The sequence below is a fragment of the Cohaesibacter marisflavi genome (genome assembly GCF_963665895.2).
Taxonomy (GTDB): Bacteria; Pseudomonadota; Alphaproteobacteria; order Rhizobiales; family Cohaesibacteraceae; genus Cohaesibacter; species Cohaesibacter marisflavi.
In genome coordinates, this window is record NZ_OY762534.1 from 2,201,911 (window position 1) to 2,218,872 (window position 16,962).

The 16,962-nt window shown below is 53.3% G+C and carries 12 protein-coding genes and 1 pseudogene; 4 read left to right on the forward strand and 9 right to left on the reverse strand.

Going from position 1 to position 16,962, the window contains the following annotated elements; genetic code table 11:
- Positions 1 to 96 precede the first annotated feature (96 nt).
- The 5 genes and pseudogenes from aroC to ACKPCT_RS11115 all read right to left on the reverse strand — a co-directional run bounded on the left by aroC (position 97) and on the right by ACKPCT_RS11115 (position 5,182).
- Positions 97 to 1,184 (reverse strand): annotated as a pseudogene (gene aroC, locus ACKPCT_RS11095) (chorismate synthase).
- 259 nt (positions 1,185 to 1,443) lie between these two features.
- A complete protein-coding gene (locus ACKPCT_RS11100) occupies positions 1,444 to 1,971 on the reverse strand; it encodes a hypothetical protein (RefSeq protein ID WP_139229227.1) in 528 nt (175 codons plus the stop codon).
- Between the two features lie 254 nt (positions 1,972 to 2,225).
- A complete protein-coding gene (locus tag ACKPCT_RS11105; RefSeq protein ID WP_210186687.1) occupies positions 2,226 to 2,822 on the reverse strand; it encodes a histidine phosphatase family protein in 597 nt (198 codons plus the stop codon).
- A gap of 296 nt (positions 2,823 to 3,118) precedes the next feature.
- A complete protein-coding gene (gene fabI / locus ACKPCT_RS11110) occupies positions 3,119 to 3,928 on the reverse strand; it encodes an enoyl-ACP reductase FabI (protein WP_090070638.1) in 810 nt (269 codons plus the stop codon).
- A gap of 555 nt (positions 3,929 to 4,483) precedes the next feature.
- Positions 4,484 to 5,182 (reverse strand): TetR/AcrR family transcriptional regulator, encoded by a 699-nt coding sequence (locus tag ACKPCT_RS11115; RefSeq protein WP_090070640.1) that lies wholly within the window; start codon positions 5,180 to 5,182, stop codon positions 4,484 to 4,486.
- Positions 5,183 to 5,720: 538 nt separating this feature from the next.
- Here ACKPCT_RS11115 and ACKPCT_RS11120 point away from each other — a divergent pair.
- Positions 5,721 to 7,181: an FAD-binding oxidoreductase gene (locus tag ACKPCT_RS11120; protein ID WP_244544648.1), complete on the forward strand. Its 1,461-nt coding sequence runs from the start codon at positions 5,721 to 5,723 to the stop codon at positions 7,179 to 7,181.
- Positions 7,178 to 7,624, forward strand: coding sequence for a GNAT family acetyltransferase (locus tag ACKPCT_RS11125; protein ID WP_090070644.1), 447 nt, complete (start codon positions 7,178 to 7,180; stop codon positions 7,622 to 7,624). The genes ACKPCT_RS11120 and ACKPCT_RS11125 overlap by 4 nt, the downstream gene beginning before the upstream one ends.
- Before the next feature lie 63 nt (positions 7,625 to 7,687).
- On the opposite strand, the gene ACKPCT_RS11130 is transcribed toward ACKPCT_RS11125, so the two are convergent.
- The 3 genes from ACKPCT_RS11130 to ACKPCT_RS11140 form a co-directional block, all read right to left on the reverse strand.
- Positions 7,688 to 7,945 (reverse strand): hypothetical protein, encoded by a 258-nt coding sequence (locus ACKPCT_RS11130; RefSeq protein WP_090070646.1) that lies wholly within the window; start codon positions 7,943 to 7,945, stop codon positions 7,688 to 7,690.
- A gap of 181 nt (positions 7,946 to 8,126) precedes the next feature.
- Positions 8,127 to 10,118: an AsmA family protein gene (locus ACKPCT_RS11135; protein WP_319569222.1), complete on the reverse strand. Its 1,992-nt coding sequence runs from the start codon at positions 10,116 to 10,118 to the stop codon at positions 8,127 to 8,129.
- 1,002 nt (positions 10,119 to 11,120) lie between these two features.
- Positions 11,121 to 12,848 carry an ABC transporter permease gene (locus ACKPCT_RS11140; RefSeq protein WP_319569223.1) on the reverse strand — a complete coding sequence of 576 codons (1,728 nt, stop codon included), beginning with the start codon at positions 12,846 to 12,848 and terminating at the stop codon, positions 11,121 to 11,123.
- Between the two features lie 355 nt (positions 12,849 to 13,203).
- Here ACKPCT_RS11140 and ACKPCT_RS11145 point away from each other — a divergent pair, with 355 nt between their 5' ends.
- Positions 13,204 to 14,388 carry an MFS transporter gene (locus ACKPCT_RS11145; RefSeq protein WP_139229228.1) on the forward strand — a complete coding sequence of 395 codons (1,185 nt, stop codon included), beginning with the start codon at positions 13,204 to 13,206 and terminating at the stop codon, positions 14,386 to 14,388.
- A 523-nt stretch (positions 14,389 to 14,911) separates the two neighbouring features.
- On the opposite strand, the gene ACKPCT_RS11150 is transcribed toward ACKPCT_RS11145, so the two are convergent.
- Positions 14,912 to 15,952, reverse strand: a complete 1,041-nt coding sequence (locus ACKPCT_RS11150; RefSeq protein ID WP_407652485.1) for a Fe(3+) ABC transporter substrate-binding protein — start codon at positions 15,950 to 15,952, stop codon at positions 14,912 to 14,914.
- 390 nt (positions 15,953 to 16,342) lie between these two features.
- On the opposite strand from ACKPCT_RS11150, the gene ACKPCT_RS11155 reads away from it, so the two are divergent.
- A complete protein-coding gene (locus tag ACKPCT_RS11155; protein WP_319569225.1) occupies positions 16,343 to 16,951 on the forward strand; it encodes an HD family hydrolase in 609 nt (202 codons plus the stop codon).
- Positions 16,952 to 16,962 lie beyond the last annotated feature (11 nt).

A 16,962-nucleotide genomic window follows, 5' to 3' on the forward strand; every position in this document is an offset into this window, starting at 1 on the left:
GTTATAGAATTCTTTTCAAATCATTCAGCGGCGCTTTTGTTGGCGTCTGTCTGTCGCTAAGAAATAGTATCTGTCAGCGAAAAAACAATTGGACATTTAGCCCTGTTGCGCTCGATGGAGCAGAGTGTGGTCGGCAAGAACAAGCGCCATCATGGCTTCGCCAACCGGCACGGCCCGAATGCCCACGCAAGGGTCATGACGCCCCTTGGTCATAACATCAACTTCCTCACCAGAGCGGGTGATGGACTTTTTCGGCGTCAGGATCGAGCTGGTCGGCTTGATGGCAAAGCGCACCACGACATCCTGCCCGTTGGAAATCCCACCCAGAATACCGCCCGCATGATTGGAGAGAAATTCCGGCTGGCCGTCTGGGCCGAGGCGCATTTCATCGGCATTTTCCTCGCCCGTGAGGCAGGCGGCGTTGAAGCCTTCGCCGATCTCCACGCCCTTGACCGCATTGATGGACATCATCGCGCTGGCGAGATCCTGATCCAGCTTGGCATAGATGGGGGCGCCGAGGCCGACAGGCACACCTGAGGCTACAATCTCGATGACAGCGCGATGGACGAGCCGGATTTGCGGATAGCATCAAGATAATCCGCCCAGAGAGCAGCCGCTTTCTTGTCCGGGCAGAAGAAAGGATTGTTGCCCACCTCTTCCCAGTCCCAATTGTCGCGATTGATCTTGTGCGGCCCCATCTGGACGAGTGCCCCGCGGATTGTCACACCGGGCACGACCTTGCGCGCGATTGCCCCTGCTGCTACGCGCATGGCGGTTTCGCGCGCAGAAGAGCGGCCACCGCCGCGATAGTCGCGCACGCCATATTTAGCATCATAGGTATAGTCGGCATGGCCGGGCCGATAGCGCTCGGCGATGTTGCCATAGTCCTTGGAGCGCTGATCGGTATTGTGAATGATGAGCCCGATAGACGTGCCCGTTGTCACCTGCTCACCGGTTTCGGGATGCGCGAAGACGCCAGAGAGAATCTCGACCTGATCAGCTTCCTGACGTTGGGTAGTATAGCGCGACTGGCCCGGCCGACGGCGATCCAGATCCTTCTGGATTTCCTCTCGGGTCAGGGCAATCAGGGACGGGCAACCGTCTACTGTGCAGCCAATGGCCGGCCCGTGGCTTTCGCCCCAGGTGGTCACGCGAAAGAGATGTCCGAAACTGTTGTGCGACATGTGCGGCAAGCTTCCCGTCTCAAGCGATCATGTGAGGGATAGGCGTAAACGGGAGACAGCAGAGCAATCTGCATCATCCTTGTTTGTTACGCCATTCTTCATGATCGGGCGATTCCGTGCCTTTTGGCAGGACCGCCATGATGAAATCCAACGGGACTTTCATAAAGAGCAAGGGCGCAAAGGTCAAACGTCGGACGGAATTATTTCATTCCCGCCGCATTCTCCATTCGCATCATGAAAAAGAGGGCATCCCCCGCATCTAGCGCGCGAAGGTCGTTGACCAATAGCGATTGCCCTTGCGCATGACCTTGTCGCCAACCATGTAGCCGCAATCACGCACGGTCTTCTGGGTCCAGTCGCGGGCGCCATTAACGCCATTATACAACACCATATTGACCCCTTGGGAGTCCTTGTAAAGCTCGTAGGTGGTATAGATGTGGCGGCTCTGGTCGGGTGAGCGCATGGACACACGCTCATAGAGATGCAGCCGGTTATTGCGCTTGTCGCTCAGGGTCTCGTAGCTCCAATATTCACCCAGCTGTCCTTTGCTGGCTCGACCGATCTGGAAGACGACTTCCTTGTCAGGAAAGCGCCGGTCAATCCGCATGACCGAGCCGTCTTCCACTTTGAACTTGTAGGCACGACCGGAGGATTCATTGCCGCCTTCGCAAAAGAACTCGCTTCCTGCTATTGATGCCACGATGTCTTGAGCTGAAGCCGCCGAAGCAAGGCCAAACAGGGATACGCACATCAACAGGGTTGTTGGTAGGGTCGTGAAAATTCTCATCTCGTCGCTTCCCCAAAAGCAGGGTGCAGAACACCGCGCTTCAAGCTATTTGGTTTCCCGTTTCTCAAGATAAACTTTATCAAAAGTATCTTAAGTCTTCGTCAGAATAGGAAAGCGGACTTAAGTAAAAATTACCGAAAATTCTATTCAATCAAGGGTGATTATTGTCAAAATTAACAATCATCAAACCACTAGAATAACCCGTTGAAATAACGCAAAAATCTCTTATTTTTCGTTATTTCCGGTGCTGTGGATCAAATCCAGCTGGCTTCGTGACCATCCCAGTAGTAGATCTTGTCCTGCGGGGTTTTCAGCATCGGGGCTTCGAGTTCGGGTACCTTTTCGAGGAAGTGACGCACAATGCGCAAGACACCCCCATGGGCGATGACAACAGTGGGTTTATCCAGACTGTGGAGCCACTCCCCAACCCGCTCTGCAAGCATCTGATAGCTCTCGCCATTGGGCATGCAGGTGGTCCATTTGTCCTTTTCCCGCTCCCAGTAGAGCTCTGGTTCGCGCTCCTTGATCTCTTCCAGTGTCCAACCTTCCCAGTCGCCGAAGGAAAATTCGATGATCTTGTCTTCAAACCGAACACTCTTTGCCCAGTCGCTATCGGTCCAGCCTGCCGCCTCCATGACGAGGGCCAGCGTCTGACGGGTGCGTGTCATCGGACTGCAAAACAAGTTGGTGTGCGACGGATCTGGCAGGATTTCAGCCAGCACACGACCATTGCGGCGCGCCTGCCCCTCTCCCTTCACATTGAGAGGAATGTCCTTTTGGCCCTGATAGCGATATTCAGCATTCCAGTCGGTTTCACCATGGCGAATATAGTAGAGTGGCGGGATAGGCATCATTTCTCCTCGGGGCCGCAAATGGGGCTGGTTCGGTGCATGCGAAGCGTCGGGCTTCGGATCGCCTCTGCATCGTTGGGCAAACATAAGGGCATCGTCGGCTGCCCCCCTTTGGGGACACGCGCCACCCTCTTAATTGTCACGATCCGATAAATGCCTGTCGGCTTGATGACGTCTTTAGGCCAAAAAAAACACCCGTGGTCAACCGACAAATTCGGAAGACCACGGATGCAAAATGCGGCAGCTTGCCACTTACCCTTTGATGGAGCCTCTTTCAGCCCCGGGTCAGAAGCGGATCAAACCGTGATATCAGGCGCGTCAACAGCCTTCATGCCAACAGCATGATAGCCAGCATCCACGTGATGCACTTCGCCGGTTACGCCGCGCGAGAAGTCGGACAGCAGGTAAACAGCAGAATCGCCAACTTCATCGGTGGTGACCACGCGACGCAGCGGAGAGTTATATTCGTTCCATTTCAGGATATAGCGGAAATCGCCAATGCCGGAAGCAGCCAGCGTCTTGATCGGGCCTGCGGAGATGGCATTCACGCGGATCTTGTCCTTGCCCAGATCTTCGGCCAGATATTTGACGGACGTTTCCAGAGCGGACTTGGCAACACCCATGACGTTATAATGCGGCATAACTTTCTCCGCACCATAATAGGTCAGGGTCAGCATGGAGCCACCATTCGTCATCAGTTTTTCAGCGCGCTGTGCAATCGCGGTGAAGGAATAGGCCGAGATGAACATGGACTGGGTGAAGTTTTCAGCCGTGGTGTCGATATAACGACCGGTCAGCTCATCCTTGTCGGAATAGGCGATGCAGTGAACGACAAAATCGATGCTTCCCCACTCGTCTGCCAAGGTCGCGAAGGCTGCGTCGATGGTTTCACCTTCGGTCACATCGCAGTGTCCCACCACAAAGGCGCCCAACTGTTCGGCGAGTGGCTCAACGCGCTTCTTCATGGCATCGCCCTGATAGGTCAAAGCCAACTCGGCACCGGCATCACTGCATGCCTTCGCAATGCCCCAGGCAATAGACCGGTTGTTGGCAACACCCATGATCAGGCCGCGTTTGCCTTTCAACAATTGTGGTTTGTCAGACATAGAAACCCTCTTGATTCTGTCATCGCGAACGACTCGCGTAGTGTCTGCGCTCTAACGCAATAATCTGTCAGAGGCTTATAGGCGGGATGGCCGCTGTGCGCAATCTGCTAAGGTCCGGGTTTCCAACAGGCGCAGAAGCCGCGCCAATAGAGAATAGCAGGTCCCACGACCGGCCTATTCGTGCCAATCAAGTCCCTGCTCCAAGGCCCCGAGCAATCCATCTCGAGATTTGTGGAGCCTTTATCCACCATGTTGCGATAAAATTGCAATGCCTAAATGGCTGTGCCGATGCCGCAGGCTGCTCAATATTTGTTACAGTTTCTTAACCACCACCGATCGCCTCAGCACCGGCAGATGAGAAGCAACAGGTCTGTAGGCACTGGCAGCAAGCAAGACTGAGCGGACCAACAAGCCAGCACACCGAACTCAAGGCATGCAACCAGACACACAAAAAGATGTGAGGCGCCGATCTAAATCGGCATCTCACATTTCCTCATGCTCTTTCGCACTCATTCACAGTGCCGCACGTTGGCCGCTCTCTACGCATTTGCCTTTTCAGGCGATCGCAGAGATGGGTATCGCTCCGCTTGGTTGATCTGGCAGGAAATGATATCCGGCCAGAACCCCCTTCAATGCGATATCCAGACGGTGCTGTAGATCGAAATTGCGCTCGCTATTCAGCCAGATCTGCCCCATCCCGAACAGGATGGACAAAATGATGTTACTCACATCATGCGGATCGAGATGATCATCAACCTGCCCCTTGTCCTTTGCGGCCGTGAACAGCCGCTCAAGCGTGTAGGTCAATTGCGATATGGCACATTTATGCGACCGGCCGTCGTGTTCATCAGCGGGCATTTCGGCCTCGGCCGCGATGCTGCGCTGACAAATCAGGGTCAGCCATACCCCGGGTGAGCGCTCGAAGCTCCCTCCCATCTGGGCAACGACATCCTGAATCAGATTCGCCGGATCGCTCCACATCTCGGAGCGAGAGATCAATAACTTGAGTTCATCGATCACACGAAGATTAGCTTCTTCGAGAATGGCACGATGCAACTGTTGCTTTGACCTGAAATGCCGGAAAATTGCCGGCTGTGAAATGCCTACTTTGTAGGCAAGTTCTGTTGTTGACAGCGACAAGTGTCCTGACACAGCGATACAGTCGAACGCTGCGTTCACGATCTCAAGCTGTCTTCGAGCACTGTTCATACGCTGAACAGGTCTCTTTCTTGAAGATGAACCCATATTAGGCATCCAGCTGTCCCCTTGCTGTGATGCAGACAAATAGCAATAACGAATATTTTATAACTATCTATTTCGCAAATGCTATGAATTATGCGCAAAACAGCGATAATATTTTGCTTTATTCTGAATTTTGGTCGTGCGCATACGATTACCCTGTGCGTAACTTATTAAGTGGCGAGTTGGTAACTTCTAAAACTTCCGTTGCATTACAATTCGTTCCGAATCGTCATTTGTTGCATTGCAGAAGCTCACTTTCTCATCATGGCATCATCTCGAAGACGAAAAGAAAAGAGGCCCGAGAAGCCAAAAATTCATTCTTATGTTAGGCAATTTTACTTATCTACATCCCACATTCAAAATATCACTTGCCTGCTGCGCCTACCAAAGGTCTTAAGCAGTTTTACAAGACTTCTTTTCACATCAGATGTCTTCTGCTAGGGTCTGGACCATATACCCACCTCTTGGTCTAAAAGGCCGGTTTCCCGGCGAAGACCTTGCCTATCAAGTGACGTTGCAAGTGACCAATTCATCTATTTCTCCAAAGCCTGTGGAGCCAGCCCGGCTTGACAGTCACATCCTTGAACAATTCAAAGTGCTCATCGGCGAGCAGAATTGCCTGACTGCTTCCGCAGATACAGACCCCTACTGCCGCGAATGGCGTGACAAGTTCTTTGGCAAGACAGCCCTCGTGCTCAAACCCGGATCGACCGAAGAGGTCAGCGCGGTGATGAAGCTTGCCTATGAGCAGAATTGCGCGATTGTGCCACAAGGGGGCAATACCGGGCTCGTCGGGGCCCAAACCCCCGATGCCAGCGGCAACCAGATCATTCTCTCGACCGAACGGCTCAACCGTATTCGCACCCTTGACGCCGATAGCAATGTCGCCATTGTGGAAGCTGGTGTCGTGCTGGAACAGTTGCAAACAGCGGCCGAGGAAGCCAACCGCTTGTTTCCGCTGGCGCTCGGAGCGCAAGGCTCCTGCCAGATTGGAGGGAATCTATCCACCAATGCCGGCGGCACCAGTGTACTCTCCTATGGTAACACCCGCGACATGGTGCTTGGCATTGAAGTGGTGCTGCCAGATGGGCGCATCATGAATTGCCTACGCACTCTGCGCAAGGACAATACGGGCTACGATCTCAAACACCTTTTCATCGGAGGAGAAGGCACACTGGGCGTCATCACCGCTGCTTCGCTCAAGCTCTATCCGCGACCAAAAGATCAGCAGGTTGCCATTTTTGCAGTGGAAACGCCGGAGAAGGCCTTCTCGTTGTTTGATTTGGCGCGGGATCATGCCGGGTCCATGCTCACCGGCTTTGAGCTGATGCCGCGCATGGGAGTGGAATTTACCATCAAACATGCCCCCGGTGCACGTGACGTCTTGGAAGCTCCCCATCCCTGGTATTGTCTTTTGGAAATCTCCATCGGCTCCCCTGCTGTCGACGGGCGAGCTCTGATAGAAGCCATTTTCGAGGAAGCCTTTGAAGCTGGCTTCGTAGAAGATGCCGCACTGGCCGAAACAACACAACAGGCGGCGGATTTCTGGCGTTTGCGCCATGGCATGAGTGAAGTGCAGAAGCATGAGGGCGGATCGATCAAGCATGATATCTCTGTTCCCGTCAGCTCCATTCCTGCTTTTCTGGCGCGGGCTCTTCCTGCCTGCGAAGAGGCCATTCCGGGTTGCCGCCCCGTGCCCTTCGGCCATATGGGCGATGGCAATCTGCATTTTAATATCTCCCAGCCATTGGGCGCGGATCGCGAAGCTTTTCTGGCCCGCTGGGAAGAGATCAACACCATGGTTCATGCGATTGTCGTCGATATGGGGGGCTCTATTTCAGCCGAGCATGGCATTGGCACCTTGAAGCGAGATGAGCTGCCAGCCGTGAAAGATCCGGTCGAAATGGATATCATGCGGCAGATCAAGGCGTTGTTTGATCCCAAAGGCCTAATGAATCCGGACAAGCTGATCAAATCCGCCAGTTCTTTTAAGAAAGACCAAGACCAATGAAAAAGCTTGTGGTTTCTGATCTTGCAGAAGATGAAATTGAAACTGTTGTATCGCTCTGGCAGGAATGCGGTCTGACACGCCCCTGGAACAATCCCTACAACGACATTGCCTTTGCCCGTTCGAATGACAATTCGGCTGTGCTGGTTGCCCGACTGGAGGAAGGTGGCCCCATTGTCGCCTCAACCATGGTGGGCCATGATGGTCATCGCGGCTGGACCTATTATCTCTCTGTTTCGCCGGAGCATCAAAGCGCCGGTCTTGGCAAGGCAATGATGAAGGCCGTGGAAGACTGGCATCTGGCAAAGGGAATCTGGAAATCCCAGTTGATGGTACGCACCGGCAATGAGAAGGTTATCAGCTTCTATGAATCTCTGGGCTACAATATCAGCGCAACGCAGTTGCTTGAACGCTGGATTGATCCTTCCAAACGCGGGGACTCTTGAGGCTCAGCCTTACGCTGCGAGGGCTCGACGCTGGTTTGGTGCCGGGCTGGCTCCTACGGCATGCTATCTTCTGGGACCAAATATGAGAAGAATAATCCAGACCGGAATGATTACCACCATTCCAACAATAATGTTGGGCACCAGCCAGATGACGAGCCAGTTGACCGTCAGTTCGACGGCGTCGGTCAACCGATCGATATAAATCGCCATACCCGGAAAGAGATCACGGGTTGTTATGCCAAGAAAGCCAAGCACGGATCCGGTGATCAAAGAGGCAAGCAGAGCCTTGGCAAATCCGGATAACAGTCTGGCGATGCGCATGGATCTCTCCTCTTGTCTCGATCTATCCCTTGGCCGCTTTTTGGGAAGAGCAGAATCAGCTCAAGCTGCGGCTTCATCGCATCCTATCGCAACAAGGTTAATATCAGTTAACCAGATCCGCCGCCTTCCGACCTCGACTTGCAAAATCCTAGGAATTGCGAGCAACGGAGGCCGCAGGATCTCAAGGCTGGGTGGATGTATTTTTGATGGAAAGCCCGGTTTCCGGATCGCTCAGAACCAGAGGCAAAGCAACACCGCCGATGGGGCTGATGTCGCCTTGAGGCGCTTGGGCATTATCTCCGGATGGGGCAATCTCTGCAGGGACACCGGGCGCCAAGATCTCTTCATCAGACGGCACAACAGCATCCTTCACCTTGCGCAGAGAAATGCGTGGCGCATCAAAGGAGCCGCGCAGAAGAAACGGGATTTCCTTCTCGGGAGGCTCGGAGGAATGGGTCGCCGGGTCAGAGCTTTTATAGATAAACAGTGTGCCGGGGAAATTCAGCTCACCTGTTGCAAAGCCATATTGCGCCGCCCCCAGCAACGCCCGCTTGCCCGAGGTTAGCCGCAGTCCCTCGACATCAAGCTTCTGATTGGCCACTTGTCCCCGCACCGACAGCACATCAAAGCGGGCATTTCCTGCATGCAATTTTTCCCTGTCGAGGTCCTTCTCCTGTTGCAAGGCAGTCTCGAAGACATCCATATCGAAATGCTGCAACTCGCCATCCGTCAGCACCACCGACAGGGAGCCATGTGCATCTGCCAATGCATCGCTAACATGGGTCCCCTCTGCCTGCAAGTCGACCTCAACCAGAGCTGTACCATTGAGAAACTCATTGCCGAACATTTCCCGCGTAAAGCCGCCAGCCGAGACGCCATTGGCCTTGGCCCGCAAGCTACAGATCATAATGGACGGATCATCGGGCTTCTGTCGCATATTGAAGGTAGCTTCCAGCCGACCGCCATAGGCATAGGCCTCGCCGATGGAGAAAGATACCTGATTGTCGCGCGTCATAAGAGACGCGGCAGCCTGACCGAGATTAACGGAGCCAAGCTTCAGATCGGACGACGAAATGCGAATGTCGAAATCGACTTTTGCGGCCTTGCTCTTTGTCAGATCATAGGCCATCAGGTCTTCAATGCTCTCGGGCACACGCACGAACTGGCCCAGATCCAGATCATCACTGGCCAAAGTCCCCTGCACCATCGGACGTTCCTGCCGGAAGTCCAGTTGGAGAACGCCATTGATCTGATTGCCATCAAGCTTTACGTCCAGATCGGATAACGCAATGGACGCACCAATGAGATTGGCCCGGGCAGACAGGGAGGCAGCCCCCAGATCTCGATCAGAAGGCAATGGTCGCTCCAGCCACTGCGCCAACGCGCCCAGCGCCGGGGTATCAAAGGAGAAATCCCCTTCAAACTGGAAATTCGAAATGGTTGCAGCCGAGCCATCAAAAGAAACCGAAAAGTTGGGCGAGGACAGCTTCGCGGAAAGGGGAGAAAGCCCCCCGGCAAACAGCTCCATCGGCTTACCTGATTGGGCTCGCAGGTCGACCTTTTCCCCGCGCCAGATGGCGCTGCCATTGATCGAAGCAAGATCTTCGGTGCTTGGCCAGTCAAACATCATGTTGACGTTGGAAAAGCGTTCTTCTTCGCCCGTCGTCCGGTCCTGATAATGAGCGACCCCTCCGGTTATGCGAAAATTGCCGAGGGTCACGTCGGAAAGCGTCAGCCGGCCACTGTCATCGTCAGTCTTGAATAGGGAACCCTTGCGCAGATCCCAAGAGAAGGCACCATCCTTATCCTTTATCAGTTCCAGTTTCGGCTGCATGAGATGGAAACGACGGACTTCAAAATTGCCAAGCAGCAGCGGCAGCCAATACATTTCGGCGCGCAGTGTCTGCGTGGAGACCAAAGGTGGCTCGCCCCCCCCGAGCCCGGATGCAATTTCCACGTCCCTGAGCTTGACGGTCAGATAGGGAAAAACCGTAACAACCGGCTCGCCGCTCACGGTTACTGGAAGTCCCATCCAGTCAGAAATCTGCTCGGCAATCTGCTTCTTGACCACTTTCGTGTTGATCAAATAGGGCGTGGCCAAGACCAGCCCGATAATCACAACAAGAAAGGCCAACAAGCTCCACAGGATACGGATCCGTATGGTCTTTGTCATTTATAACCCGTTCTTTCAAAAGGGATCACATATCTGAAGCGCACATCATGCTATGCCCAAATCAGGCCCATGTGCACGGCAAGCTGCTTCTGGTCCCGCGCGCCTGCTTCTGATTGATCCTCATATCACCTGATATGCGACGCGGACACCAAGCTGACATCGTCGCCAGACAAAGGGCCCGAAGCCTGTTGCTAAAGAGCATTCGGAGCTCTGTCAGGTGGTGGCGTGACAAAATCACAGCGATAGTATTCAAGTCCGACAAGCACCATAAAGTGCCCATAATTCGTGCACATACTATCCAGTCTGCTGCAAATTGTACAAATTAAAATGCAAGCTAGCTCTGGTTAACAACAGGGAAAGCCCCATGGCAGGAGCATTCACAAATGGAACCTGCAGCTTTCAGCGATTTGTGGCGCATTAAAATGAAGAGACACCTTTTCAGTATTTGATCAAAAGAAACCCCTGTGTGCATTTTCTCACGATCTCTGAGGAAAAATAAATTCACTTATAGTAATAAAATTCTCTTTTCTCAAATGAAACAGTTGTTGATCACATGTCCAAATTGTTAAATTTTAATTTCAACAACCCCACTCGCTCATAAATTAAATTTCTCACATTAGAAAACTTGTATATTACGTATACTCCCTAAATCATTTAGTTTTTCTGATTAGTTATTCAATCAATCCTTGCCATAACACACTTATTAGGCGCACAATAAACCAGCAACACGTTGTAATTCTGAGTATTTCTAAATAAGCACTTTTATGTATTAACTCTTCATTTCTAATATAATTCAATTTGAGAAAATAATACTTCAAATTTGATGTAACTGCACTGTATATAAGTGCCTGACAGCTTCGGCGTGCATCTTGGTCCAAGCGCCTTTTGGACTGAGGTGGCCCCGAAAAAAGCGGACGGGAATAAGTCCGCATATTCCGCCAACTATCCCGGCTTTGCCGGGATCTTTTATCTTTCCATGTCATTGTCAGGTTTTATGCCAGCTTAGCCTTGCATGGAGCGGCTTGATGTGCGGGAAAGAAGAATGACCGGCACGAGCCCTACCGCCACAATCGTCAGCGCTGCCAATGCCCCTTTCTCGAACGCTTCTAGCGACGCCTGACCATAGACCAGCGTGGCCAGCGTATCGAAATTGAAGGGGCGCAACAGAATGGTCGCTGGCAGCTCCTTCATAACATCGACGAAAACCAGCAGAGCGCCGGAAATCAATGAAGGCCGGATAAGAGGCAGGTCGATCTCCACCAGCGTGCGCCAGGATGATCGACCCAATGTACGTGAGGCAGCCTCCAGATTGGGAGATATGCGCTGCAGACCCGTTTCACCCGCTCCATAGGACATGGCCATGAAACGCACGCAGTAAGCATAGAGCATCGCGGCTCCGGAGCTGATGAGGATGAGGCCCGTCGCCAGCCCGAACCAATCGCGCATGCTTGCAGCGATGAGATTGTCCAACTGAGCCACAGGAATAAGTATGCCGACTGCCAGCACGGTTCCCGGCACGGCGTAACCGATGGATGAAAGGCGTGTGACGGCGCTGACCAGAGCGCTCTTCTGGGTGCGGGCGAAATAGGCCAGAGCCGTTCCTAGCAAGGCCGTTAACACTGCGGCAAAACTTGCCAGAAAGAGCGAATTGCCCATTGCGGCTAGAAAATCGGCATTGAGATTATCGCGCCAGTGAAAGAAGACCGAGCGCATCAGGATAGAGGCAGGCAACAGGAAGCCAATCAGGATCGGCAAGGCACAGGCCATAACAGCCAGCCCTGCTCGCCACCCACCAAGGCGGAAACTGGGCAAAGACTGATAGCGCCGTGTTGTGGTAGTAAAGCGCTGCTCCCTCCGCCCGCGCCGCTCAAGCCAGAGCAACAGAAGAACCACCAACAACATGACAGTGGAGATTTGTGCAGCCCCTGCCAGACTGGCCCTGTTGAGCCATGTATCATAGACACTGAAGGTCAGCGTCTTGACGCCGAAAAACTCCACCGCACCGATGTCGTTGAGGCATTCCATCATGGCGAGCGTAACCCCGACCACGATGGCCGGGCGAGCCAGAGGCAGAGCGACAGCAAAAAACAGCCGCACCGGCCCGGCCCCCAATGTGCGCGAAACATCCAGTGCGCAGGCCGATTGCATCAGGAAGGTAGCGCGCGTTGTCAGGAAGACATAGGGGTAAAGCACGAAGCTCATGACCAGAATGCTACCGGGCAGCGAACGCACCTCGGGAAACCAGTAGTCGCGCGCACTCTGAAACCCGAAGAGCCAGCGGATGAGGCTTTGCGCAGGACCGGAATAGTCAAACATATCCACCGCAGCATAGGCCACAATATAGGTGGGAATGGCCAAAGGCATCAGCAACGCCCATTGGAACAGTGCACGACCGGGGAAGCGGCACATTGTTACCAACCATGCGGTCGAAACGCCAATCAGCGCCGTCAAACTGCCCACCCCGAGCATCAGCCAAACTGTTGTCATGACCGAACGCGGCAGAACGGTTGATAACAGATGCGGCCAAACGTCACCGGCATCGCCAAAGGCAATCACGACAAGAGACAGGATCGGCGCAATCACCATCAACAGAATGAGAGCCAGCAGCACGAGGGCCACCCGCGATGTCCCCATAACACGGGGAGACACCCAACCGGAAAGCCAGCGCTTTAACTGCGAAATCAGTCCGTTGGTCGTGATGGCGGATGCTGCATCATTTGACTTGGTCATTCATCCTCCGCCCCCCCCCTTGGGGAAACTCCTTATTCTTGAAGACAATATCCATATTTTAAATTCCCCTCATTTTCAAGCGCAACCCCAACGCCCCCAAGGCTTTACAAGGCTTCACAAGGGGTGAGCCCATTGCATATGAGCCATGCTGGCTGGAAAATCACTCAATCGCCTCTTGCGATTGATCGCAAATTAATTATTTTGCGTAAGGCTTGGGTCACTGACCCGAAACTCCCCTCCAGCTTCTATCGTTTCAAGCGCGTTTCGTTTCAAGCCTTTGGGGCTTTCCACCTTCCCTGAAATAGTCTTCCATGGCCTGCATTACAGCCATGAGATCCTGCAAGTGTCCATTGCCATGCCTAATCAATATCTTGTGCTTGTTCTGGTGTTCGTCGGTTCCTTTTCCAATGCAGCAACCGTACCCTTCATGGGCTTGTTCATCATCGAAGACTTACAGAAGTCTCCCATGATGATCAGCCTCTATTCTCTGGTGGCCACGGTGTTGGCGGTTACGGCAAATCGCTTTGTGGGCAAGAAGATCGATCAGGGCTGGGACATCCGCAAGCTTCTGCTGGCCTCCATTCTTTGCTATCTGGCAGCGATGAGCTCGCTGTTGGTGGTTACGAGCTACTGGACACTGGTAACAATCTTCGCAGCCTGTCTGGCGATTGCCAACTCGGCCATTGGCACTATCCTGAGCTTTGCCCGCTTCTATTCGGAGCAATCACATCTCGATTCAGCCAAGTTCAATGCCCGTGTCCGTGCCATGATGTCGCTGGCTTGGATGGTTGCGCCTGCGCTCTGTTTCGCTCTGGCCAGTGTTTATGGCCACATGATCGTGTTCGAGCTGGCGGTCGCGGTTGGCTGCGTCTGGCTTCTGACCTGGAACATCACGCTCAAGCACCCATTTCGACGCACCCATCCGGCCCATGCAGATTCGTCTGCGGCCAGCGCTGCCGCCACCAGCAACTTCAACTTCCCGCTCTGGGCCGCGACGGTTGCCTGCTTTTTCATTGCGCTTGGCAACTCGCTGGCCCTGTCCTCAGCTCCGCTTTTCATGATCAAGGAAGCGCATTTGCCTGACTATGCGCCGGGTCTGTCGATCGCGGTAAAATGCTTCTTTGAGGTGGTGGTCATTCTGGGCACGCCGGGCTTGCTTAAAAAGATGGGCGTGCGCAATGCCATGATTCTGGCAAGCCTCATGGCCGTCGTCTGCTATAGCTATCTCTCCACGATCAATTCGTTGACGGAAATGTCTATCGCAGCAGCCATCGAAGGCACCTATTTCGGTATTTTCGCTGCGGTCAGCATCACCTTCATGCAATCCTTTGCGCGCGGCTTCATCGGCAACGCCATGGCGCTTTACACCAACTCCATGTTCCTTTCGGGGCTGGTTGGCGGTTCGCTGATGGGGATCATCGCCAGCTATTTTGACTATCGCACCGCAGTGCTGTCCGCCTCCCTTGCAGCAGTTGCCGGTATCATTACGCTGGTTGCCACACGCCGCACGGACGCTGCCGCCGAAGAGCTTCCAGCCTGATCATGACGCAGCAAAAGCTGCGGTTTCAGACATCCCAGGGGCGAAGACCTCCCCAAAAACAAGAGTGCCACGACGGATAGAAACCGTCGTGGCACTTGCCATAAAGGATCAACCGGACAAGGTGGAGAATGGGAAAGGGACCAGCTTTCCACATAAGTTTCTCCGATTGATTTTATGTACCGTCCCACATTCTTGTCTTTCCGGGATAAACCCGATAAGCATAAGAGTGTTCACTTGATGACGCATCATAACAAAGGGACCAGCTTTGTTATGGAGCCACCTATGCAGGACCGCTAGGGGATGCGCTTTTTGCAGTCAGTCGACGCGAGAGGACCAGTATCGCGTCTATCGACCGCCAAGCGCTTTATTGGCGAAGGGTCACTCCAAGGAAAAAGCAGTAGGACCAGTACAACTCACCTTGTTTGGCAGTGAAATCACGCTTGTTCCCCTTCAGCCAATTCGGGAAATTCTTCTCCTTAAAACTCAGTTCCTTTAAAAGGGCTGCCTGACTTGCTGGCTCAGCTCAGTTAGCGCCAGCGTCGAAATCAACGATATCGACCAGTTCAGAGGCCTCTTTGCGTGCGTCGGCAATCTTGGACAGCTCAACCGAGTCCGGTGTAAAACTGCCCCAGCTCATAACCAGTTCAGATGGCTGCACGCCTTCTTTGACCGGATATTCGAAATTGCCTTCCGCATAGATTTGCTGGGCTTCTTCCGATGACAGGAATTCCATCAGTTTGACGGCGCTTTCGCGATTTGGTGCGTGCTTGGTCAGCAACATGCCCGAGATATTTACGTGCGTGCCACGACCATCGCTGTTGGGAAAAAGAATGCGGACCGACTCTGCCCATTGCTTCTGCTCGGGTTCTTTGTCGTTGGTCTGCATCTTGCCCATATAATAAGTGTTGCCGAGTGCGATATCGCATTCACCGGCATAGACCGCCTTGACCTGCGCACGATCATTGCCCGTCGGGCGGCGCGCCAGATTGGCTTTGACGCCTTCCAGCCATGTCTTGGTTTCCTCGGCGCCGTGATGCACGATCATCGAGGCAATCAGGCCGATGGTGTAATCATGTTGACCGGAACGGGTGCAAATGCGCCCCTGCCATTTCGGATCAGACAGCTCTTCATAAGTGATACTGTCCTGCTCGACGCGTTCTTTGGAAGCGTAGACGACACGGGCCCGCGAAGTGAGGCCAAACCACTGATTGTCACCATCGCGGAAATGGGCCGGAATGTTGGCCTTCAGGGTGTCGGAGACCACTGGCTGCGCAATGCCCTGCTGGGCTGCCGCTTGAAGACGGCCAACGTCGGTGCTCAGCAACAGATCGGCTGGAGAATATTCGCCTTCTGCCTTGATCCGGGTCTCAAGCCCCTTGTTGGCAAAAATCAGGTTGGTGCGAATGCCGGTTTCCTTGGTGAAAGCCTCAAGCAGAGGCTCGATCAGGAATGGCTGCCGATAGGAGTAGATATTGACTTCATCTGCGGCAAAGCTCACGCTTGCAGATGATACCATGAGTGCGGCGACGCACACCGTCGCACGGAAGGACTTTTTCATTTCTATCTCCAATGTTGGGTTCAAGGCCCAGCTCGGTGTTCTTGTAGTAAAAACTGATGCGAATTGTTCGCAAAGTCAATCAAAAAGGCATAACAAAACAGTGTGTTATGGAAATGAGCGGTCAAAATATTTTTAGAATTTTTCAAAACGCAGCCAATAAGTCACTTTAATTGTTGCCTTTCATTCTCATAATTTAGATACCGAATTCCCCTTATTTAATTGTTGAAAATTTGGCTCATATTTTTGTCGCGCCCTCTCTTTTCAACCCTAAGCTATGAATAAGACCGGGTGCATGCTCTGCGTCATATGCATGGACTTGTGGAAAGCTTGCACGATTTTCCATACCATTGTCAGCCGCTTTGGGGTAAAGCTGCCCGCGACAGTTTGGAGATATCAATGCCCGTAAAATCCGATGCCCCACGCGCCTGGCAACGCATGCTCTCTGGCAGGCGGCTTGACCTGCTCGATCCTTCCCCGCTCGATATCGAAATCGAGGATATCGCCCACGGCCTTGCCCGTGTTGCGCGCTGGAACGGGCAGACCATCGGCGATCACCCTTTCTCCGTAGCCCAACATAGTCTGATCGTGGAAATGATCATGCGGCAGAAATTCCCGTCTCTGCCACTTGAAGCCTTGATGATGGGCCTACTGCATGACGGAGCAGAATATGTTGTTGGCGACATGATCTCGCCCTTCAAGTCAGCCATCGGCGCGGACTACAAGCGTATAGAAGAGCGACTGGAAACAGCAATCCATATTCGTTTCGGTCTCGCTCCCCACCCCACGGCAGCCCTCAAAAAGCAGATAAAACAGGCCGATCGTATTTCTGCCTATTTCGAGGCGATCCATCTGGCCGGTTTTGGCAAAGTGGAAGCGGAGCAATTGTTCGGAGCGCCAAACGGTCTAAAAGAAGCCGAGCTTCCCATAGCGCCGTGGAGCACGGGGGAGGCTCAAGAGGCCTTTCTTGAGCGCTTTCACACATTGCGCAAAGCGCTGGAAGGATGAAAGAAGCCAAG

Bases quoted from the DNA above. Each gene is read 5' to 3' on its own strand.
- ACKPCT_RS11100 (WP_139229227.1), bottom strand. From the start codon at position 1,971: ATGAGAATTTTCACGACCCTACCAACAACCCTGTTGATGTGCGTATCC.
- ACKPCT_RS11105 (WP_210186687.1), bottom strand. From the start codon at position 2,822: ATGCCTATCCCGCCACTCTACTATATTCGCCATGGTGAAACCGACTGG.
- fabI (WP_090070638.1), bottom strand. From the start codon at position 3,928: ATGTCTGACAAACCACAATTGTTGAAAGGCAAACGCGGCCTGATCATG.
- ACKPCT_RS11115 (WP_090070640.1), bottom strand. From the start codon at position 5,182: ATGCCTAATATGGGTTCATCTTCAAGAAAGAGACCTGTTCAGCGTATG.
- ACKPCT_RS11125 (WP_090070644.1), top strand. From the start codon at position 7,178: ATGAAAAAGCTTGTGGTTTCTGATCTTGCAGAAGATGAAATTGAAACT.
- ACKPCT_RS11130 (WP_090070646.1), bottom strand. From the start codon at position 7,945: ATGCGCATCGCCAGACTGTTATCCGGATTTGCCAAGGCTCTGCTTGCC.
- ACKPCT_RS11135 (WP_319569222.1), bottom strand. From the start codon at position 10,118: ATGACAAAGACCATACGGATCCGTATCCTGTGGAGCTTGTTGGCCTTT.
- ACKPCT_RS11140 (WP_319569223.1), bottom strand. From the start codon at position 12,848: ATGACCAAGTCAAATGATGCAGCATCCGCCATCACGACCAACGGACTG.
- ACKPCT_RS11145 (WP_139229228.1), top strand. From the start codon at position 13,204: ATGCCTAATCAATATCTTGTGCTTGTTCTGGTGTTCGTCGGTTCCTTT.
- ACKPCT_RS11155 (WP_319569225.1), top strand. From the start codon at position 16,343: ATGCCCGTAAAATCCGATGCCCCACGCGCCTGGCAACGCATGCTCTCT.